We start from the raw sequence: 21,228 nt of genomic DNA, 5'->3' as shown, positions 1-21,228 counted from the left end.
CTATCCGGTCGCCAACCCACCACCAACAACACATATAACAGAATATAGTTTTGTGGCGGTCACAGCCCAGGAGAAACGCCCGGCACCATCCCGAACCCGGAAGCTAAGCCCTGGCACGGCAATGATACTCCACCCGACAGGGTGCGGGAAAGTAGCACACCGCCACCACAACACATCACAATATAAGATATAAAATGATCCTGGCAGGGAATACAACCTTACCAGGATCATTTTTTATTTCTGCGTATTTTGACGATATAGTTTTATCCGGGGACTCTATATCTATATCTATACTGTTGCCGGCTGCGCGGTATCAGAAGGGTTAAACCGTACCAGCTACTATATCGGTGTAAGAGTTATCGGGGACCTGTACTTTATCATTATTCCTGCCTGCCCCTGGCTATCCTGCTGCGAAAATGTGTAAGGCAGTGGATATTTTACGCGGAGCTTAGCCTGAAATATAACAGATGTAATTCCTCAGTGGTTTAATAAAAATGCCGTATATATCTCTGAACTGGTTATGCGGAGCAGACCCATGCAGAAGCGGATACCGGAAAGCGAGTAATCAGAATGGATAATATTGGCACGGATAATGCCAAAGGTTTCAGTGTGCGGGTTATGCAGGCAGGAAAGGTGTGTGTTTCGCCTTCACTGCCATTCGGCGGTGATGATGCGAGCCTTCTTAGAGGATCGGGGATATTCACCCCAAAAGCAAAACGGCTCTGGCTCCCTGTCTGTTCTTTTCTCGTGACAATGCCTAAAGGGCGAATTATCGTCGATACGGGCTGGGATAGAAGCATGAGCCCACACGGTGTTATTGGATCGTAAAGCACAGATACGGTCTTTGGATTCATGGCTGCTGTACAAAGTGAATCAGGGGGTAGTTGCCGCAGGAATGACCGTTCCGGAACAGCTTGGGCGGAAGGTGATTTCGCCGGAAGATATTGATTATGTAGTCGTGACCCATTTGGATTGTGACCATGCTAATGGCCTGAGGGGACTGGCCGCAGCGAAGCATATTATGGTAGCCGCCCAGGAAATGCAGTATGCGACGGCATTCCCCAATAATCTGGTCCGGTTCCGTAAGAAATGGTGGGAAGGGCTGGATATTGACCTGTATACGTGGAATGATACCAACGGTCCGGCGCATCACTCATATGATCTGTTCGGTGACGGCAGTGTCCAGTTCATCAATATCCCAGGCCATACAGACGGTCAGATAGCAGTAAAAGTCACTAATAGTGACGGCAAATTTGTACTTCTTTTTGGCGATGGGGGATATTCGTCCAAGTCGTGGGAAGAGATGATAACATCCGGGATATCAACCGATAAATCTGCGCAGAAGCATTCTCTTCAGTGGATACGTGATCAGAGCCGGAACCCTGACTGTATAAAATCAATGGCTTGCCACGATCCTGATAATAAGCCGCAGGTCATTACATTCTGACTCTTAGGCAGGCAGTGTATCTGATGGGATAAGTTTTCAGGAAAGTACGCAGGGTAAAGCTGGGCTGCTGCATGTGCGCCGTGCAGATTTGTATGTGCAGCGGCAGTCTTGGATAGGTATCCCTAATCAATATTGACGATTTCGGAGCCGAATGGCCAGAAAGCCAAAGCTGCCATTTTAAAGGACTGTATGCCGAATGGTATGCCGATAATAGTACAAAGGTTGACCAGTCCTGCAAAAACATATATCGCTCCGAGCATCCATCCGAAAGTGAGCGCCCAGATAATGTTAAAGATACCCGTGGCCAGGCCGCCGTTATTGATAACGGTTTTCCCGAATGGGGCGAGGGTCAGACCCGCCATCTTGAAACATTGGGTGCCAAAAGGTATCCCAATGATAGTAATGCACAGGATGCAACCGATAAGGAACCAGAGGATGGCGGTCTCCAGACCTCCGAGGAGGATCCAGAGTATATTGCCCAGTAAACGCATAACTATTCCTTTCGCCTGTCTGTTTGTAATTTTACTTTAGCAGAATCCTTGTCGCAATGTGGAGGCTAACGTCATTATCGAGTATGGATGTGGTTAAGATTTTGGGCGGAAGGCCGGTAATATGGCCTTCCGCCCAAAATCTGCAGTTATGCTGGCACTTCATGCATGGAGCAGGGAAAGCGGGCTCGTCTGAGTCACGGCGCATCAGACAGGGGAGGGCTACTTGCTGGCTGTCAGATCGTAGATCGTTGTGCCATTCACAGTTTTTGCTGTAAAGTTTTTTGCAACCCACTGAGCTATTTGTGAAGCGTTTGATGAGCCGCCGTTCTGCTGCCCGCCTCCCATTTCACCGCCGGATATGTAGTAGTGGATAAGGCCCTGTTTCACATATTCCTTGAACTGGGCAAGGGTAGGATAAGCATCCGTACCATTGAATCCGCCGATCGCCATAACAGGTTCTTCGCTGGCCAGCTGGTAGGAGGCGGCACTCTGTGATGCAGTAGTTGCTGCGGCCCACCGGTATCTATCTGCGTCCTTTTTAAGAAGGGAGACAACAGCAGAGTTGTTTGAAGCACCGCTGCCGCCGAGGAAACCGCCTCCTCCGCCGCCGGGACCGCCAGCGGTATTGCTGTTACTTGTGTTGCTGCCGGAATTATTGTTGTTCTGGGGATTTCCGCCCTGAGTACGTGTATTGTTCTGCCCGTCGGTGCCATTATTCCGGCTCGTCCCGGGGCCATTGCCTGCACCGTCCTGTGCTGGATTCTGTGAACTGTTGCCTGTGCTTCCATTCGGGACTCCGCCAGGCATACCTCCAGGGGCTCCGCCGCCGGGACCGCCGGCCCCTCCCGGGCCGCCTGAATTCGGACCGGCTGTCACGATAGAACCATGATGCCCGGAAAGGACAGTTGCGGATGTCCATGCAACGGGGCCGACAAATACGGCAGCAGCGCTCAGTGCAACAGCAGCTATGCGCACAATGGTGAGGCTCTGCGAAGGCCGGGTTGCAGCTGCAGAACCATCTTTGGCAATAGGCTGTGCAGATGCAGTGTGAACGGCGCGCGGGTACATCACACCTGCAACGGCAAGTGTCAGCCCGCCGACGATACCGCTTATAAGGACGGTCCGTGAGAGCCACGCATATGAAGCTACTGTATTGATAAGATTGCTTGACCATATTGCTGTAATGATCACAAGGGCAGCTGCTGTGAGCGGCGCCCAGGTCCTGTCCCGCTGCGACCACAGGCAGGCGACCGCTATAGCCGCGAGTATGGCGACTGCGGGCGCAAGCGCTACGGTATAGTATGCGTGGAAAATGCCGGACATGAAACTGAAAACCAGCCATGTTACAGCGAGCCATCCGCCGAATACGATAATACTGGCACGCCGGGGGTCTGTGCGCCGGGAAGTACGTGTGGCTATCAGCCCGATAACTATTCCCGCGAATGCGAACAGGGCCAGCCATGTGATCTGGGTTGAGAATTCGCTGGTGAACAGGCGGCTCCATCCGGTCTGGCCCCACATCCCGCCCTGTGGTTTTCCGCCTCCCGGCACAACAGACCCTGTTTCATTGCCTGTAATACGGCCCAGGCCGTTATACCCGAAAGTCAGCTCAATAAAAGAGTTGTTCTGAGACCCTCCGATATACGGCCGCTTTGAAGCCGGGACAAGCACTGTCAGTAGCACCCACCAGCCAGCAGCGATCACCATGGAAAGGATGGCAGCCAGCCCATCCACGATCCTGCGGATGATCCCAGTAGGCGAAGCGATCAGGAACGCTGCGGCAATCCCCGGAAGAATAAGGAGCACCTGGAATTGCTTTGTCAGGAAGCCGAATCCAACAAGAACCCCTGCAAGGGCCATCCAGCCGGTACGCACCATATTCCCACGCCGTGATGTGTCGTATTCCACTGCGCGCAGAGACGCATAGCAGGCTCCGACCATCAGCAGCACCAGCAGGGCGTCAGGATTGTTGAAACGGAACATAAGCGCCGCCACGGGGGTAGTGATGAATGCAGCGCCTGCAATAATCCCGGCCCAGTTCCCCCAGTACCGGCGGACAAGGGAATAAATGAGGAAGGTGGTAAGGACTCCCATCACAGCCTGCGGGAAGAGGATGGCAAAAGAATTCAGCCCGAATATCCGTACGGACAGGGCCATAAGCCATATTGACGCCGGCGGCTTGTCGACTGTAATAGCATTGCCGGAGTCAGAAGATCCCCACAGGAATGCCCACCAACTTTTTGAACCGGCCTGGGCTGCGGCTGAATAAAATTCATTGGCGTATCCTGATGCAGTAAGATTGATAAAGAATACCGCAACAGACAGCACTATCAGCGTCCCGAATGCTATCCAGTCTATTGCAGCCCTTCTCGGCAGGGCATAAAGGTTTGCATACATTTTCCTGTTTTTGCTAGCCCTGCGGTATGCTGTGCCGCCTGATGCGCTATCGGCAGCGGTGGCTGCGGGGAAGTTCTGACCTCTATTTTTCGCGTTATGTGCAAAGGGTGAGGATGCTGTTGTCATGAACAGCCCTTTCTTGATATGTTTCAGTATAGTGTTCAGTTATTGGCAATTTTAAGTTTTCAGATTGCAGGAAGCTTTGCGCAGCCTCAGGCGGCCTGTATCGCTGCAAGCGGCACAAGGCTTCCACGGAATGCCCGCTGTACCCGGCCCTGGTAATATGTTGCCCTGTCTCGGAGCATGTCAGCATACGATGCGTGAAGTGTACGCCGCATCCGCCGCATGCCTTTAAGATCTTTAATAGCAGTGTCTACAATGTGGACTGTAGTGCCGCTGTCTTCGACCCAGCGGACAGGGACCTCTTCCAGGCGCTTGCCTTCACTCTGGGCAAGGAGAAGCAGTTCGGTGTCAAAGAACCACTCATCATCAACGATCCGGGGGAGCAGCTCTTCCGCTGATGCGGCACTCATCGCTTTGAATCCGCACTGGGCATCGTGGAACCGTGCTCCGGAATATGCGTGGAGAAGGAAATTGTACGAGCGCGAAATGGCTTCACGCTTGAAAGAGCGTCGGATATCTGACTGGACCATCAGCCTGGACCCTATTGCTATATCGACTGTACCGGCAAGGATAGGAAGGATCAGCGAATCAATATGTTCCAGTCCTGTAGAAAGGTCAACGTCCATATATGCAACAGCCCTTGCTTTTGACTCGCTCCATGCAGTTTTAAGGGCAAACCCGCGCCCTTTGTGGTTGATGCGTATGAAGCGTACATGGTCCGGATAGCGTTCGCTCAGTTCGGATGCTATGACCCACGTGCCGTCTGTGCTCGCATTATCGGCAATAACTATTTTCCAGCTGAAGTTCGACGGGACGCCGTCAGCAATGATTGCACCATGCTCATCAGCAGTGCCGGAGAGGTACGCCCCTAATTTTTTGACCGAGCTTTCGAGCTGATCCTGTTCATTGTAGGCCGGGATAACAAAATCAACATCTACCGGTTCGGGGAAGCCATAGCGTTCCACTATTGCTGATGTGCGGTATCCTTCCTGATAACGCGACCTGTATACTTTCATCTGATGCGCTGAAGCATCCCTGACAGGTAGCGTTGATCCGCCAGATATGCGGTCTCTGCGGACCTGTGCTGTTATAGCAGCCATATGATCACCTCTTTAATCTGTGTACAGCTCTATTAGAAATCCTTATACTGGATAATTTTCCCTATTCTTATGGAAAGTTACCTGAATGTCCCATGGATAAATCTGGATAGTTCCTGAAAATCTTCCGGAAGCGGCACCTCCGCAGTTATACATCAAGTAATATGCCCGGATCTGGCTTGTAGGCGGGCTGGCTGCCATATATCCATCATGTGGAACCCTGCCGCAGCTGCAGCCGCAAGTTATATATGGGCAAGTATGATGAGTAGCAGAAAGAAAAACAGTATAAAGGAGGCAGCATGGCTGATCCGGAAACAGGTATGCAGTCAGGAAAACCGGTTGTTGCGGTAGTTATGGGGTCTGCCAGCGACTGGGGGACTATGAAAAAGGCATGCGATGTTTTAGACAGGTTCCAAGTCCCGTATATGAAAAAAGTAGTTTCTGCACATCGCACTCCTGGACTGATGGCAGAATTTGCTTCTTCTGCACGGGAACAGGGGCTGCACATAATAATTGCCGGTGCAGGGGGCGCGGCACACCTTCCCGGTATGATTGCAGCACAGACGACACTGCCTGTTATCGGTGTGCCTGTACGCTCGCATGCATTGAGCGGATGGGATTCGCTGCTGTCAATCGTCCAGATGCCGGGCGGTATCCCCGTAGCAACAACTGCTGTCGGGGATTCGGGTGCGGTGAATGCCGGACTGCTTGCCGTAAGCATCCTGTCGGTATCAGACAGCAGGCTGGCCGATGCGCTGGCGGATTATCGCGGTAGCCTTAAGGAAAAAGTGGAGAAGTCAAATGCCGAGCTTGTCTGAGATCACGAACGGCCGTATGGAGAGCCTCAGGCGAGGTGATACCGTCGGTATCGTAGGAGGCGGGCAGCTTGGGCGCATGATGGCAATAGCTGCGCGCTATATGGGATTCCGTACAGGGGTACTCGACCCTGTCCCCGGCTGCCCCGCTGCACAGGCAGCAGATTTTCAGGTTGTTGCCGGGTATGATGACCGGTCTGCTATCCGTAAGCTTGCCGAACGCAGTGATGTGCTGACATATGAGTTTGAGAATGTGGATGCGGATGCCCTTGATGAAGTCGCGGGTATAACGGCGATCCCGCAGGGGACGGATCTGCTCAGAGTAACACAGAACCGTATTGCGGAAAAATCTTTTATCAACAGCCACGGGATCCGGACTGCCCCATGGAAAGCAGTGGGATCCCGCCATGACCTTGCCGGTGTCCTTGAACAGATTGGGTACCCGGCGATCCTGAAAACAGCCGCTGGCGGGTATGACGGCCATGGGCAGATAGTGCTCAGAGGCGTGCAGGACCTTGGCAGGGTCCCGGATGCGGAAGGGTTCCCGGAATCTGTCCTCGAGGGTTTTGTTGATTTTGAGTATGAAGCGTCTATCCTTGTGTCCGGCAATGGCCGGGACTATGTTACTTTCCCGGTAGTACGCAACGAGCACAGGAATAATATACTCCATATGACGTTTGCTCCAGCCCAGGCGGAGGAGGGGGTCTGCTGGCGCGCAAAGGAGCTGGCCCTCAGCCTGGCACGCGGGTTCAGTCTCAGCGGGACGCTGGCGATAGAGCTTTTTATTACCCGTGACGGGGGTGTGCTGGTCAATGAGCTTGCCCCGCGTCCGCATAATTCGGGCCATTACACTATAGAGGCATGCTCATTCAGCCAGTATGATGCTCATATCCGCGGGATAGCAGGCTGGTCACTGGAGCAGCCGAAACTCCTCAGCCCTGCAGTTATGGTAAACGTGCTTGGGCAGCATGTAGGGCCTGTCCAAAGGATCGCTCCTAACTATCCTCAGTGGCATGTCCATGACTATGGCAAGGCTGAGGCAAAGCATAACCGCAAAATGGGCCATATCACCGTCTTGGCAGATGATACACAGCAGGCAGCGCAGGAACTGGCAGGCACCCATTGCTGGGATGATATCCTGGGATAAGGAGGATATAATGGCTGAGGACGATCATAGCAGCGGCAGCAGTACATGGTTTCGGAAGAAGCACCGGAATACTGTCCAGAAAGATGCAATACTTAATATTTTGCGGTCTGAACCTGATTTCATGTCATCTCCCACCCTTCACAGCAAGCTGCAGTCTGCCGGGCTGAAAGTCGGCATGGCGACAGTGTATCGTCAGCTTGGTGTTCTGGCTTCAGAAGGCAAGGTGGATACTATCCATCTCAACGGAGAGCAGCTGTACAGGCTCTGCGATGAAGGGCATGGAGGGCAGAACCATCGGCATCGCCATCACCATCACATGGTCTGCGAAAATTGCGGGAAAACCGTTGAGATCGAGCCGCCGAACGAGCAGTGGATCAATAAGGCTGCTGCAGAGCACGGGTTCAGCGTCACATATCATATGTTTGAAATAATAGGGCTGTGCCCTGAATGCAGGCGCAAGTTGGGTGCTGAATAATAGGGAATAAAAACAGAGGACAGAAACTGGTATAAAAGCAAGGGATCCGTGCGACGCGGATCCCGGTCAGGCGGCAATTGTGGAAGATCTCGGTGCAGTCTTTAGGCAGCTGCATTGCTTGTGAGCAATCTGCCGTCTGATGTATTGGCCCAGACAAGTAATTTCCTGTCACTACTGTTTATGCTTGCGATCCCCGTAGGGACTGTTGTTTTCAGTTCGCTGAGCGTATGGAACACAACGGTGACATGGGCGGTATTTCTTGCTGCAGCAATTGTTATGCTGGCCCTTTCGATTGCCGGCGCGGGGAAAAGGATACAGGCTTCAGGCGAAACAGATAAATAAATAAGCCGAAGGAGGATCTGCTGCGTGAAAATGGTAATTTGCTGTCTTTCTCCAAAACTGAAGGATACCAAGCTGTCCAGCTTTACTGCTGCCTGAGTGCCCTGGCCCCAATATCATGGCGGTAGAACAGGCCGTTAGTGTGTACGCTGTCAAGGAGCGAATAAATACGGTCCCGGGCTTCGGCAACAGTATTGGCAGTCGTCTCAAGGAGCAGTACCCGCCCTGAAGATGATACCAGTCCGTGTCCGGCATCATCGGCATGTGTTTCTGTATCGGTGCCTGCGTCTGTGCCTCTATAAGAACCGCCGGTACTGCCGGCAGCTACCCCGGCGAAGAAAATATGGGAAGAATCCTTAAGGCCTGCCTCGGCTATAGCGCTGTTGAGGTCAGGGATCACCGCACCTGTACGGGTATTGCCGGGATACCCTTCTGACGCAAGGATAACGCCTAAAGTTTCTGTACCATCATCCCGCCAGGTAAAACCGGGATCTTTCCCGTTAAGGACAGCCTCAATCCCAGCTCCCAGATCGCTGGTGAGCCGGGGAAGGATGACTTCCGTCTCCGGGTCGCCGAAACGCGCATTGAACTCAATGACCTTAGGGCCTTCGTCAGTTGCGATCAGGCCGGCATAGAGCACGCCTGTGAAAGGGATGCCTTCAGAAGCCATACCTTCAACAGCAGGATGGATGATCCTGTCAACTGCTGTATCAACAATATCACCGGATATCTGGGGGACCGGGCAGTAAGCACCCATACCGCCGGTATTAGGCCCTTCGTCGTCGTCATAAGCCCGTTTATGGTCCTGCGATACCGGCATGGTCCAGAACCTGTTTCCGCTGACAAAACTCATCAGCGAGAATTCTTCGCCTTCAAGGAAGTCTTCAATAACAACGCTGGAACCTGCGGAGCCGAACTTATTGCCAACGAAAATATCGTGCAGGGCCTGCAGGGCGGTATCCGTATCCATCGCGACAGTAACACCTTTGCCGGCCGCCAGCCCGTCCGCTTTTATCACCACCGGCGCCCCATGCTTTTCAATATAGGCTGATGCCTTTTCAAAGCTGGCGAATGCAGCATAGGCGGCAGTAGGGATATTATGCCGGTGCATAAGCTGTTTTGCGAAAGTTTTTGACCCTTCTATCTGGGCTGCCGCACGGGAAGGGCCGAATACCGCGATCCCCGCTTCCTGCAGGTCGTCAGTTATGCCTTCCATAAGCGGGCCTTCAGGGCCAACGAATACCCAGTCTATACTGTTAGCCCTGATAAAATCGATAATCGCAGCATGGTCAGATTCATCAAGCAGGACGGTGCGTATCCCGTCAGAAGCCATGCCAGGGTTCCCCGGAGCACAGTAAACAGTATCTACTGCAGTGCCTTTCAGCAGGGTATAGGCAACGGCATGCTCGCGTGCCCCCGACCCGATCACCAGGACTGTGCTTGCCATGTAAACTCCTTACTTTACTGGCCAGTTATCAAAAGAGCTTTGAATGAAGTTCTGCCTGGCCGCCCGCCTGTTCTGTTATGCTGCCGATAATGTAGCAGGGCTCATCGTGTGAATCAAGGATAGATACCGTCCTGCGGACATCATCCGGACGCACCATAAGAACCATGCCTATCCCCATATTGAAGATGTTGTACATCTCCAGATGCCCGACATGTCCATACCGTTCAATAACAGTGAAAACAGGGGGTACCGGCCATGAATCGATATCAAAGGAAGCGGCAAGGCCGTCAGGTATGATCCTCGGTACCTTTTCCAGGAATGCCCCGCCCGTGATGTGTGCAATACCCCTGATAAGGCCGGTGCCAAGCAAAGGCTTCAATGCCTGTGCATAAATGCGTGTAGGCGTCAGAAGGATATCGCCGAGCTTCCTGCCCCCAAGCTCGGGGAGTACGGAATCGCAGGACAGTCCGCCGTCTTTGAAGAGCGCCTTGCGGACCAGTGAGAAACCGTTGGAATGCAGACCTGAGGAGGGAAGCCCAATAAGGACATCGTTTTTACGGATATCCGATCCGTCAATAATGCAGCTTTTTTCAACGACCCCTGTGGTAAAACCGGCAAGGTCATATTCGTCTGCATCATACATATCCGGCATTTCAGCTGTTTCGCCGCCGACAAGGGCAGCGCCTGCCTGCACGCATCCTTCGCAGACCCCTTTGACGACCTGCTCAAGCAGCTCAGGATCATTTTTTCCGCAGGCGATATAGTCAAGGAAGTATAGCGGTTCTGCACCCTGTGCAAGTATATCATTAACACACATTGCCACGCAGTCAATGCCGATAGTATCGTGTTTGCCCATCATCTGTGCAATAAGCAGTTTTGTGCCGACACCGTCGGTCCCTGAAACGAGTACGGGTTCCCTGACATCAAGCGAGGAAAGGTCGAAAAGCCCGCCGAAACCTCCTATCCCGCCGGCCCCTTTACGTGCTGTGCGGGCCACATGCTGCCGGATCCGCCGGACTACTTCGTATCCGGCTTCAACACTGACTCCGGCTTCTTTATATGCTTCAGGCATAGGTATCCTCCTGGCTGTCTGTTACAAACTCATTCCCATCATATCGCGAATGCCTCATGGCGTATGTAGTGATGCGCCTACGGTCTTCATCGGAAAGCGATGCAAGGAATTCCTGCTCGTAATCCCCGAGGCTTGTAGGGTAATCGCCATTGAAATATGCTACACACAGCCCTCCGTAAGGGGCGTCGGAATGCAGCCCGATAGTTTCCACCAGACCGTCCAAACTCAGATAGGCGAGGGAATCCGCTTCAATATATGTGCAGATCTCATTGACTGATTTCGTCGCAGCGATAAGCTCTGAAGTCCGGGAAATATCAATACCGTAGTAACACGGATATTTAAGCGGGGGAGAAGCAATGCGCATATGTACCTCGCGCGCGCCTGCTTCCCGCAGGAGGCGGACTATGCGCTTCGATGTAGTCCCCCTGACTATGGAATCATCAACCACAATAACGCTCCGCCCTTCCACCACACCGCGCACAGCGGAAAGCTTCATACGCACTCCCTGCTCGCGCAGCTCCTGGGTTGGCTGGATAAAGGTGCGTGCAACATACTGGTTTTTGACCAGTCCAATCTCTTCCGGTATTCCGCTTGCCTCGGCATATCCTGCTGCAGCGGACAGGGAGGAGTTCGGCACGGCAATGACCATATCAGCATCTGCAGGTGCTTCCTGCGCCAGCCTGGCCCCGGCGCGCTTTCGCGCAGAATGGACATTGACGCCGTAAATGTTGGAATCAGGGCGGGCAAAATATACGAATTCCATAGAACAGATAGCTTTTTGGGTATGACCGGTATATTGTGTGATGGTATACCCTTCATCAGTTATAACGCAGATCTCACCAGGCTCAATATCGCGGATCAGGGTGGCTCCGACCACATCCAGGGCGCATGTTTCTGATGCCAGCACATAGGCGCCGTTTTTCATCCGGCCGAGGCTCAGAGGGCGGAAACCGTTGGGATCCAAAGCCCCGTACAGGGCCGTATTGGTCATCAGCAGATAGGCGAAGCCGCCGTGTACCGTGTTCAGGGCATCTTTGAGCTTATCCAGAAAAGTGTTTTCAGCAGACCGGCGGATAAGATGGATAAGCACCTCAGTATCAGAATTGGAATGGAAAATTGCCCCCGAATCCTCCATCTCGGTGCGCAGGGTTTCGCAATTCGTAAGATTGCCATTGTGGCATAAGGCTACAGGCCCGTCATGAAACCGGAAAAGGAAAGGCTGGACATTATTCAGGGATCCTGTGCCGGATGTAGCGTACCGTACATGCCCGACTGCCCTGGTGCCGTGGAGGGAGGCAATATCAGCATCATTCCTGAAAACTTCGCTGAGCAGCCCAAGCCCGCGATGGCTGGTAAGCTCGCCATTGTTATTGACCACAATGCCTGCGCCTTCCTGCCCCCGATGCTGCAGCGCATGGAGTCCGAAATACGTCAGCCGTGCTGCGTCGTCGTGCCCCCACACGCCGAAAAGCCCGCACTCCTCGTGGAGGCCTTCAAGTTCTGCAGACATATGTCCTGCCTTTCATTTTTCTGCCTATACTGTGCATGTATAAGCTGGTATCCTCCCCGGTCGTCTGGCGGAAGCAGTATAGTACATGCAGCGTAAGCAGTCAGCCAAGGAAGTACCTGACTCCGCCCTCAAAGATAGGCTGGTACGCGGCTCCCGGGACATTTCTGTACAGCCCGTTCCCGCTGCGCTCGCTATGCCCCATTTTACCAAAGATCCGGCCATCAGGGCTTGTGATGCCTTCAACAGCAAGGACAGAACCGTTCGGATTGACATCAAGGGACATAGATGGTGTGCCGGCCTCATCAGTATACTGGGTGGCTATCTGCCCGTTTCTGACAAGCGTATCAAGTGCTGGCCGGTCGGCAACGAAACGGCCTTCCCCGTGGCTTACAGCAACAGTGTGGATATCGCCCTGGCGGGTTTGAGACAGCCACGGGCTGAGCGTTGATGCTATGCGTGTGTGCACAAGGCGGCTTTGATGGCGTCCGATAGTGTTGAAGGTCAGGGTTGGGCTTTTATCCGTTGCCGGTACAAAATCGCCGTATGGGACAAGGCCGAGCTTGATCAGTGCCTGAAAACCGTTGCAGATACCGAGGATAAGCCCGTCGCGGTTATTGAGCAGATCCCGTACGGCATCGGTTATTTCAGGTGAGCGGAAGAATGCTGTTATAAATTTTGCGGATCCGTCAGGCTCATCACCTCCTGAAAAGCCTCCGGGGATCATGATGATCTGCGAATGCCGGATCTTATCGGCGAGGGTTTTGACGCTTTCGGTCACATCCTGCGGGGAGCGGTTATTGACAATAAAAGTTTCAGTATCAGCCCCTGCCCTGCGGAAAGCCTTTGCACTGTCATACTCACAATTATTACCGGGGAAAACAGGGATAATAACTTTGGGCGCTGGCCGTGATGCCGTAAAACGGGACAGCCGGCGTTGTCTTTTATCCGTGCCGGGTTGCGGAGCTGACTGGCTGCTGTCATAGTTCAGCGGTTCAACCCCCTTATCTGCCGGGTATACAGTTTGCGGCATCCCCGCTCCGGCAGTTTTCAATGACTTGTCCCTGTACGGGAATACAGGCTCCAGGGCGCTTTCCCAGATTTCCTGGATATCGGCGAGTCCGGTTTCTTCTTCGCCGACGCTGAAAGTGTAAGTATCAGTTGTTTCCCCAATAATATCAGCAGAGAAACCGGCAGAGCCGAGGATGTCCCTGACAGCTTCATGGTTGTGTGAAGCTGCAGGGGAAAGTTCAATGATAAAGCTTCCATAACGGGGTATGAAAAGGTCATCAGGATGGATGCTGCTGTTGAGCTTTACACCGATCTGGTTTCCTGCACACTGCAGGAACAGCGCCTGCGCCGTGCAGCCATATCCGGGGGTCGCAGCGGCGAGGACAGCGCCGCGGGCAGTACAGCCGGAGGCCTTATCAGGCGTGATACCGGTATCCATAAGCTTCTGAACGGCATCCATCACTTCTACCATGCTGTGAGGATCAGGCGTGATACCGTCTTTTTTATAGCGGGGGGATATCCGGAGTATCTGATGCCCGGCCTCCTTGAATTCAGGCGAAACCGCATCATCGGCCTCTCCTGTTGCAACAGCGAAACTGACCAGGGTAGGAGGGACATCAAGATTTTCAAAACTCCCGCTCATCGAATCCTTGCCGCCAACAGCGCCAACACCAAGGTCAATCTGAGCCATAAGGGCGCCAAGCATAGCCGCCGCTGGCTTGCCCCAGCGGCTGGGATCATTCCCGAGTTTCTCAAAATATTCCTGGAAAGACAGATAGGATTTTTCCCGGGAGAAGCCTGAAGCGATAAGCTTGCTTACGGATTCCACGACAGACAGGTAGGCTCCTGCAAACTGGTCTGCTTCCATAATATAAGGGTTGAAACCCCATGCCATAGCGCTTGCTGTTGTTGTTTCACCGTCAACCGGGAATTTGGCGACCATGACCATTGGAGGTGTCAGCTGCCTCCTGCCGCCGAACGGCATCAGGACAGTAGCTGCCCCAATAGTGGAATCAAAGCGTTCGGAAAGCCCCTTCTGTGAAGCGGCATTGATATCGCCAGCCAACGCAGACATACGCTGGCTGAAGCTGCCCGTATGCCATGCGTCAGGGGTCCTGTATGCCCCCTGACGGGCAATATGGACATGCTGGCTGCGCCCTGCGCCATTTGAAGCAAGGAATTTACGGCTCAGATCAACGATCGTCCTGCCTTTCCACCGCATACGCATGCGCCCGGAACCTGTGACTTCTGCTATAACGGTGGCGTCAAGATTTTCTTCATGTGCAGCAGCGAGGAAAGCATCAACATCTTCAGGTGCAAGCACGATCGCCATACGTTCCTGGCTTTCAGATATCGACAGTTCGGTACCGTCCAGACCGTCATATTTTTTAGGGACTGCATCCAGATATATCTCAAGGCTGTCTGCCAGCTCACCTACGGCTACTGATACGCCGCCTGCCCCAAAATCGTTGCAGCGTTTGATAAGGGACGCCGCATCATGGCGCCGGAAAAGCCTTTGAAGTTTGCGTTCTACAGGGGCATTGCCTTTCTGTACTTCAGCACCGTCCTTTTCAATAGATCTGACGTTATGGGATTTGGACGCTCCCGTTGCCCCGCCTATACCGTCCCTGCCGGTACGCCCGCCGAGGAGGAGTACCTTATCGCCGGATCTCGGAGCCTCGCGGCGCACATTTGCCTGCGGCGCAGCACCCACCACGGCGCCGATCTCCATACGTTTAGCTACGTATCCGGGATGGTAGAGTTCGTGGATTTCTCCGGCAGCCAGGCCGATCTGATTCCCATAAGAAGAGAAACCTGCTGCCGCAGTAGTTACAAGTTTCCGCTGGGGGAGTTTGCCTTCCAGTGTTTCAGATACCGGTACCCGCGGATCTGATGCCCCTGTGATGCGCATTGCCTGATATACATAGCTGCGCCCTGACAGGGGATCGCGTATCGCGCCGCCCACACATGTGGCTGCCCCGCCGAAGGGTTCTATCTCAGTGGGATGGTTATGTGTCTCATTCTTGAAAAGGAGGAGCCAGTCCTGGTCTTTCCCGTCAACATCTACTGTAACTTTAACGGTGCAGGCATTGATCTCTTCAGATTCATCAAGCCCTTTCAGGGTACCGGTGCCTTTAAGGTAACGTGCACCTATAGTACCCATATCCATCAGGCTGACAGGCTTATTATCACGCTGCAGCGTACGGCGGATACGGAGGTATTCGTTAAAAGCTTTTTTTACCGCAGTGTCATCAATAGTTATATCATCCAGCTGTGTATTAAAAGTAGTATGCCGGCAGTGATCTGACCAGTATGTGTCGATAACCCGGATCTCTGTGACGGTAGGGTCCCGTTCCTCTTCCCGGAAATAGCTCTGGCAGAAAGTAATATCTGCCAGATCCATGGCAAGGCCATAGTCTTCGATGAATTGCTTCAGTTCAGTCTGTGACAGTTTACGGAATCCATCCAGGGTTTCGACAGGACCGGGCTCGGGCGGAGCAGCCTTGAGCGTCCGCGGCCTGGCAAGGTCCGCAATACGCGAATCTACAGGGTTGACTACATACGCGCGGATAGTACTGATATCGGTATCGGTAAGCCTGCTGCCCACAAGCACATAGACTTGCGCTGTACGGACCGCAGGCCGCTCCGTCTGGCTGATAAGCTGGATACATTCGCTGGCGGAGTCCGCCCGCTGGTCAAACTGTCCGGGCAGGTATTCAACGGCAAAAATAAGGGGAGGGGCCTGGGCTGTGCCGTCATCGACAGCTGCTGACACTCCGATGCCTGCCTTGCCCAAGTCTGCATAGGTAACATCGGTCTGAGGCTCGCTGAAAACCGTGTCGATACACTGATGGAAAAGTTCCGGTGTGATCCCCTCAACATCGTAGCGTTTAAGTATACGCAGATTTTCGAGGGCCGTGACCCCCGCAATAGTGCGGAGCTCGCACAGGAGCTGACGGGTCTGGGTGTCAAACTGCGTCTTCTTCTCAACGTAAATGCGTTCTGCCACGTAGTTCCTTTCGCCGGAATTCGACTCTGAAAATCCTAGTGCTGCCCTTCCTGCCTCTCAGGATCCCTGTGCAGGGTTTCCAGGGATGCCGTTTGGGAAGCGGAAACTGAATAGTTTATTTTATGGAATTGAGGGGATGCGAAGCATGGAGTTTTTCCAGCCGGCCCAGTATTTCTTCATAAGCCGGGATGATATTCCCCATGTCACGCCTGAACAGATCTTTATCGAGGTGTTCCACATGCCCTTCAGCAGTTTTTGCTGTATCCCATAAACGGCAGGTATCCGGGGTTATCTCATCGGCAAGGAGGATAGTGCCGTCAGATGTGCGCCCCATCTCTACTTTGAAATCAACAAGGGTAACATTGATATCGTTGAAAATAGCTGTCAGTGCATGGTTGATTTCCCGGGCTTTTGCCGAAATGATATCAAGCTGGTCGCGTGTTGCGAGGCCCAGCGCGATGGCATCGTCAGTATTAATGAATGGGTCTCCCAGAGCATCATCTTTCAGGCACAGTTCAAGGACCGGGCGGCTCAGCAGGGTACCTTCTTCCCTGCCATACCGCCTGGCGAAACTCCCAGCAGCGATATTGCGCATGATGATCTCCAGCGGGAACATTTCCATTCTCCGTACAAGCTGTTCAGTATCGCTGATCTGAGAAATAAAATGGCTTGCGATACCGCGGTATGCAAGCTCATTGAAGATAACAGCTGTAATACGGTTATTAAGGCGCCCCTTGCCTTTGATCTGCGCTTTCCTGGCGCCGTTCCCGGCTGTTGCCTGATCAAGGTATTCGACCCACAGAACTTCAGTGTTTTCAGTAGCGAACAGTTTTTTAGCTTTACCTTCATAGAGCTGCGATAGCTTCTGCATAACTTCTTAGGTGCCTTTCAGTGTGGTGGCATAGGGACGGGTATTCCATCCTTCTATCCAACAATCTACCCGTTATGTATTACAGGAAAAGCAGATCCCGGAGGGAAATCTCATTATGCGGACTTGATGGGGCTGACTGTAACAGTGAGCCCCTGTGCGGTTTGTGCTGCTGCTTCCCTTGCTTTAGTTTCATTAGATGCGTAAGCCAGAGCGATTCCCATACGCCGCCTGCCATGGATTCCGGGTTTGCCGAAAATACGCAGGTCACTGTGCGGTATACGGAGGGCGCGGGCAAGATTGCTGAAACTGGCCTGCCCTTCACCCTGTATGACGATTGCCCGGCTTGCGCTGATATAACCAGGATGGGCAAGCCCGACAGAGTTTTGCGGTACAGGGATACCCAGTATTGCCCTGGCGTGGAGTGCGAATTCGCTCAGATCCTGGGAAATGAGAGTCACCATACCTGTATCGTGGGGGCGGGGAGAGACCTCGTTGAACAATACGCGGCCATCGGAAAGGACAAATATTTCAACGCCGTAAACGCCCCATCCCAGCTCGCCATTCTCCTGTGCGGCGGCAACAAGGCCTTCAGTGATACGATGCGCAATAGAAGATGCTTCAGCCATAACAGCTTCAGGGGTATGGGCAGGCTGCCAGGATTCCTTGTAATCCCCGTTTTCCTGGATATGCCGGATAGGGCTGCATGCTGCCACCCCGGAGCTTGATGCCACAGTAAGGATAGTCAGTTCGTAATCAAGCGGTGCGAGAGCTTCTATGATCACGCGGGATACCTCGCCCTCATGTGCTGCGCGCCGTCCGGACTGTGCCTCTGACCATGCTTCCTCCAGCTGCCCCTGGCCGTACACAATTGACTGCCCGTGGCCGGAAGAGCTCATAACCGGTTTGACAACACAGGGAAACCCAATGATGGCTGCCTTGCTCCGGAGCTCACTGAGGCTTCCCGCAAACAGGTATGGCACAGTCGGCAGGCCCAGCCTGTCATGAGCAAGCGTCCGCAAAGCTTCGCGGTCCATGCATACTTGTGCGGCGGCAGCACTCGGGGTAACTTGGATCCCCCGTCCGGCAGCCCTTGTAAGCACTTGTGTGGCGATAGCTTCTACTTCCGGGACAATAATATCGGGATGGATCTCGGTGACAGCATCCTGCAGCGCATCAGGATCGGCCATATCCAGTACACGGCTTTCGTGTGCGATATGCATGGCAGGGGCATGGGCATAAGAATCTGCAGCGCACACCCATGCCCCCAAGCGCATCAGTTCAATAGCTATCTCTTTGCCGAGCTCGCCGGATCCGAGCAGCATAACACGTACGGTATGGTGCCTGTCCGGCAGTGCGTCCTGTGCTGTATCTGCACTGTTCTTGCCGGAGCTGCCGTCTGCTGCCGTATTTTCAGTATATGGGACTCCAACGTGCCACTTGCTGATGGTGCTCATGTCCTTATTGTGTCACCAGGGATATATCAGGCAATATTGCATCTATCGATTAGTGGGGTGGCTAACGCGGCTCGAACGCGCGACCTCCTGAACCACAATCAGGTGCTCTGCCAACTGAGCTATAGCCACCATGTGCGCACATTCTGTGCAACAGATGAAAACTATACACGGATTAGTGGACGCAGTATATAAGCATGTCGTACACGGGGTTTTCTGCTTTTACGGTACTTTTCAGGCGTGCTGCTGCGGGCCGTTTTCCCGGGCATCTTTGATCGCTGCGCGTTCCATAAGCTCAAAATCGCGGGCACAGCGCGCTATATTGTAGTGCCGGCAGGCATATTCGGCATATTTCCTGCCCCATATGCGCCGGTCTTTGGGATGTTCGATCCACCAGTCGATGCGCTGCGCGAGTGTTTCTGAGTCGCCGGCAGGGAAAAGGGAGTTGCCTGTAAGGGCGAAATTCCCTGCTGCGCTTAACCGTGAGCCGGCAATAACGGGGACCAGGCCGCACGCCATGCCTTCAAGGACGCTCACACCTTCAATATCAGCTATGGAAGGGTGCACCATAAGGTCGGCCTCCCTGAAGAACCGGGGCATTTCAGAGTGTTTGCGGAACCCGACAGATGCGGTATTAGCAAGCTGTTTTCTGCATTCGGATATGAGATGTTTATACAGCGGCCCGGTCCCCGCAATGCGCAGCTCGATATCTTTATTGTGCCGGCACTTGCCGATAGCGCGGATCAATGTTATATGGTCCTTTTCACGGTTCAGCCTTCCTGCAGCAGCAATAACGAATTTCTTTCCTGTACAGGGGGATTGGGCAAATCCGGGACTGTATGCCATATCTGTATCTGTACCCTCTTCTGCCCCGATACTGTCCCCAGCATCACATCCAGGGCTGAAATCCGGCTGGTAGCCGTTGGAGATGATGTGCAGGGCATTCCTGTAACGGCGGCGCTGCAGGAAATCCGCTTCCATCTGTGTAGGTACATGTATGTGCCGTATCTTTTTGTAAAAGTAATGGTTCAGGCCTGTATATATGGCTGAGGAAAGCCCCGGGATAAAACGGCATGCCCCCAGTGAATACATGATATTCTCAGGCTGTATATGGAACCCCGCAGTTACGGGGATACTGTGGGACAGGGCATAATCCCGTGCATGCCTGCCGAAACTGAAAGGCTCGTAAATATGGATTATGTCAGCATCCTTGAATGCGCGCCTGAACAGCACAGCGGAGGGCCTGGCAAAACATGTCTGCTGCCTGTGCGCGAACCATGTAGCAACGGGAATATGCTGTTCCCGGGCACGGTACTGCGCATCGGGCGCCCCCACCCCTATAAGCCTGACGGTATTCCCGCGGCCTGTAAGTTCACGGGCAAGCTGGTATGCGGAATTTGCCGTGCCATTGCTGAAATTGCTCAGTGAATCTACCACAAGGGCGATCGTCAGAGGCCGCTGCATCCCTGTACTGTATTCAGTATTTCCGGATTCAACCCGCTGCCCGGATGCTTCAGGGCTGCTGCAAGGTTTTCCGTCATCCGCAGTTTTCACAAATCAATTATGGCATGCATTCCTGAGAGCGGCAATTATTGGATGATTATTACAGGCAGCGGGCAGTATCAGTTTTTAGGGTAAGGTTTCCTGAAGTCCTGATTTTTATGTGCATATTTAAGATTATGCTTTATTCAGTTTATGACAGGCGTATAGCCGGTCTTCACCGGGTAGGAGTAGAATAAGGGCTGCTGGAGTTGTGTGGTTCAGAAACTGGTATAAGCAGCAGACTGGCGGCAATGAAAAGCATGATTATAAGTGAGATAAATTTTTCATTTCGGTGAAAAATAATCGAAAGGATTCACAATATTATGGGTACTACTAAAGTAAGGGCTGCATTGCCTAAGGCCGTTATCGCCCTGGTAATGGCATTCGCCTCCGTAGCCGGTCTTTCAGCATGTACGAGCCCGAGCCTGTGGTTCAAGTCGGACGATCAGAAGATCGAAACTATCCTGAACAGTAAATCGGTTAAAGACAAACTGGCGTCTACTAATAAGCGTTTTCAAAACCGTATCAGCGTGAGCCTGTCCCACGAAGGGAAGACTATCATCTATACCCTTAAGCTTAAGAACCAGGGTGCAACAGATGAACAGATCAAAGAGGCCCTTGAGCCCCAGCTGAGCACCTTGTGGGATTCAATGCAAAGTTCCGCAACAGAGGTCATTGACGAGTGCCGCAAAACAGCTGGCGTCAATGGCGTTAAGGTCCGTATCGACCTTTTCGCTGAGCATGGGCTCAAAATAGGCAGTAAAACATACGACAAATAGTTCTATGCCTTGCTGCGGCGCTCCGGCACGGCGGATATGCAGGCAAAACTGCGGTTAATGCTGGTTGAAGTGCACAGAAGATAAAGAACAGCGCAGGCCGGGAGCCTGACAGCCCGTTCCCATCCGATCCATACCGGGCGGGGGCGGGTTTCCTTTTCTGACAGCTGCTTCAGCCTGCGTCATGATGTGCGGTTAGAATGTTGTCTG

General features: G+C 53.1%; 17 protein-coding genes, 1 tRNA gene and 1 rRNA gene. 8 read left to right on the top strand and 11 right to left on the bottom strand.

Features of this window, described 5'->3' with window-relative positions; genetic code table 11:
• Nucleotides 1-51: 51 nt before the first annotated feature.
• The 3 genes from rrf (at nucleotide 52) to ABKA16_RS04140 (ending at nucleotide 1,447) form a co-directional block, all read left to right on the top strand.
• Nucleotides 52-168, top strand: a 5S ribosomal RNA gene (rrf, locus tag ABKA16_RS04150).
• A gap of 402 nt (nucleotides 169-570) precedes the next feature.
• Nucleotides 571-828: a hypothetical protein gene (locus tag ABKA16_RS04145; RefSeq protein ID WP_380998388.1), complete on the top strand. Its 258-nt coding sequence runs from the start codon at nucleotides 571-573 to the stop codon at nucleotides 826-828.
• Nucleotides 829-895: 67 nt separating this feature from the next.
• Complete coding sequence (locus ABKA16_RS04140; RefSeq protein WP_380998391.1) at nucleotides 896-1,447, top strand: MBL fold metallo-hydrolase; 552 nt, start codon at nucleotides 896-898, stop codon at nucleotides 1,445-1,447.
• A gap of 122 nt (nucleotides 1,448-1,569) precedes the next feature.
• Here the strand turns inward: ABKA16_RS04140 and ABKA16_RS04135 are convergent, their stop codons facing one another.
• The 3 genes from ABKA16_RS04135 to ABKA16_RS04125 form a co-directional block, all read right to left on the bottom strand.
• Complete coding sequence (locus ABKA16_RS04135; RefSeq protein WP_380998393.1) at nucleotides 1,570-1,938, bottom strand: YccF domain-containing protein; 369 nt, start codon at nucleotides 1,936-1,938, stop codon at nucleotides 1,570-1,572.
• 219 nt (nucleotides 1,939-2,157) lie between these two features.
• Nucleotides 2,158-4,461, bottom strand: coding sequence for an ArnT family glycosyltransferase (locus ABKA16_RS04130; RefSeq protein WP_380998396.1), 2,304 nt, complete (start codon nucleotides 4,459-4,461; stop codon nucleotides 2,158-2,160).
• 86 nt (nucleotides 4,462-4,547) lie between these two features.
• The gene (locus ABKA16_RS04125; protein ID WP_380998399.1) at nucleotides 4,548-5,558 is read right to left on the bottom strand and encodes a dolichyl-phosphate beta-glucosyltransferase; all 1,011 of its coding nucleotides are present in this window, start codon (nucleotides 5,556-5,558) and stop codon (nucleotides 4,548-4,550) included.
• Nucleotides 5,559-5,875: 317 nt separating this feature from the next.
• On the opposite strand from ABKA16_RS04125, the gene purE reads away from it, so the two are divergent.
• The 4 genes from purE (at nucleotide 5,876) to ABKA16_RS04105 (ending at nucleotide 8,334) form a co-directional block, all read left to right on the top strand.
• Nucleotides 5,876-6,373 (top strand): 5-(carboxyamino)imidazole ribonucleotide mutase, encoded by a 498-nt coding sequence (purE, locus tag ABKA16_RS04120; protein WP_381000096.1) that lies wholly within the window; start codon nucleotides 5,876-5,878, stop codon nucleotides 6,371-6,373.
• A complete protein-coding gene (gene purK, locus ABKA16_RS04115; RefSeq protein ID WP_380998402.1) occupies nucleotides 6,357-7,517 on the top strand; it encodes a 5-(carboxyamino)imidazole ribonucleotide synthase in 1,161 nt (386 codons plus the stop codon). The genes purE and purK overlap by 17 nt, the downstream gene beginning before the upstream one ends.
• Nucleotides 7,518-7,527: 10 nt before the next feature.
• Complete coding sequence (locus ABKA16_RS04110) at nucleotides 7,528-7,992, top strand: Fur family transcriptional regulator (RefSeq protein WP_380998404.1); 465 nt, start codon at nucleotides 7,528-7,530, stop codon at nucleotides 7,990-7,992.
• Between the two features lie 120 nt (nucleotides 7,993-8,112).
• Entirely contained in the window at nucleotides 8,113-8,334 is a 222-nt protein-coding gene (locus tag ABKA16_RS04105) for a hypothetical protein (RefSeq protein WP_380998406.1), read from the top strand.
• Nucleotides 8,335-8,416: 82 nt separating this feature from the next.
• Here the strand turns inward: ABKA16_RS04105 and purD are convergent, their stop codons facing one another.
• The 8 genes from purD to ABKA16_RS04065 all read right to left on the bottom strand — a co-directional run bounded on the left by purD (nucleotide 8,417) and on the right by ABKA16_RS04065 (nucleotide 20,164).
• Nucleotides 8,417-9,778 (bottom strand): phosphoribosylamine--glycine ligase, encoded by a 1,362-nt coding sequence (gene purD / locus ABKA16_RS04100; protein ID WP_380998409.1) that lies wholly within the window; start codon nucleotides 9,776-9,778, stop codon nucleotides 8,417-8,419.
• Between the two features lie 28 nt (nucleotides 9,779-9,806).
• Entirely contained in the window at nucleotides 9,807-10,850 is a 1,044-nt protein-coding gene (gene purM / locus ABKA16_RS04095; RefSeq protein WP_380998412.1) for a phosphoribosylformylglycinamidine cyclo-ligase, read from the bottom strand.
• Nucleotides 10,843-12,360 (bottom strand): amidophosphoribosyltransferase, encoded by a 1,518-nt coding sequence (purF, locus tag ABKA16_RS04090; protein WP_380998414.1) that lies wholly within the window; start codon nucleotides 12,358-12,360, stop codon nucleotides 10,843-10,845. The genes purM and purF overlap by 8 nt, the downstream gene beginning before the upstream one ends.
• Before the next feature lie 100 nt (nucleotides 12,361-12,460).
• A complete protein-coding gene (locus ABKA16_RS04085) occupies nucleotides 12,461-16,378 on the bottom strand; it encodes a phosphoribosylformylglycinamidine synthase (RefSeq protein WP_380998417.1) in 3,918 nt (1,305 codons plus the stop codon).
• A gap of 115 nt (nucleotides 16,379-16,493) precedes the next feature.
• Nucleotides 16,494-17,249, bottom strand: coding sequence for a phosphoribosylaminoimidazolesuccinocarboxamide synthase (gene purC, locus ABKA16_RS04080; RefSeq protein ID WP_380998420.1), 756 nt, complete (start codon nucleotides 17,247-17,249; stop codon nucleotides 16,494-16,496).
• A gap of 113 nt (nucleotides 17,250-17,362) precedes the next feature.
• Nucleotides 17,363-18,703, bottom strand: a complete 1,341-nt coding sequence (gene purT / locus ABKA16_RS04075) for a formate-dependent phosphoribosylglycinamide formyltransferase (RefSeq protein ID WP_380998423.1) — start codon at nucleotides 18,701-18,703, stop codon at nucleotides 17,363-17,365.
• A 53-nt stretch (nucleotides 18,704-18,756) separates the two neighbouring features.
• Nucleotides 18,757-18,832: transfer RNA gene (locus tag ABKA16_RS04070), tRNA-His, on the bottom strand.
• Nucleotides 18,833-18,934: 102 nt separating this feature from the next.
• Entirely contained in the window at nucleotides 18,935-20,164 is a 1,230-nt protein-coding gene (locus tag ABKA16_RS04065) for a glycosyltransferase (RefSeq protein WP_381000098.1), read from the bottom strand.
• Nucleotides 20,165-20,565: 401 nt separating this feature from the next.
• Between ABKA16_RS04065 and ABKA16_RS04060 the strand changes: the two genes are divergently transcribed.
• A complete protein-coding gene (locus ABKA16_RS04060; protein ID WP_380998426.1) occupies nucleotides 20,566-21,021 on the top strand; it encodes a DUF4854 domain-containing protein in 456 nt (151 codons plus the stop codon).
• The last annotated feature ends 207 nt before the right edge of the window (nucleotides 21,022-21,228 follow it).

Source organism: Scardovia wiggsiae (genome assembly GCF_051045985.1).
In the GTDB taxonomy this organism is placed as follows: domain Bacteria; phylum Actinomycetota; class Actinomycetes; order Actinomycetales; family Bifidobacteriaceae; genus Scardovia; species Scardovia wiggsiae.
Note: the sequence above shows the minus strand (reverse complement) of the source record. Positions and strands in the feature narration are given on the sequence as shown.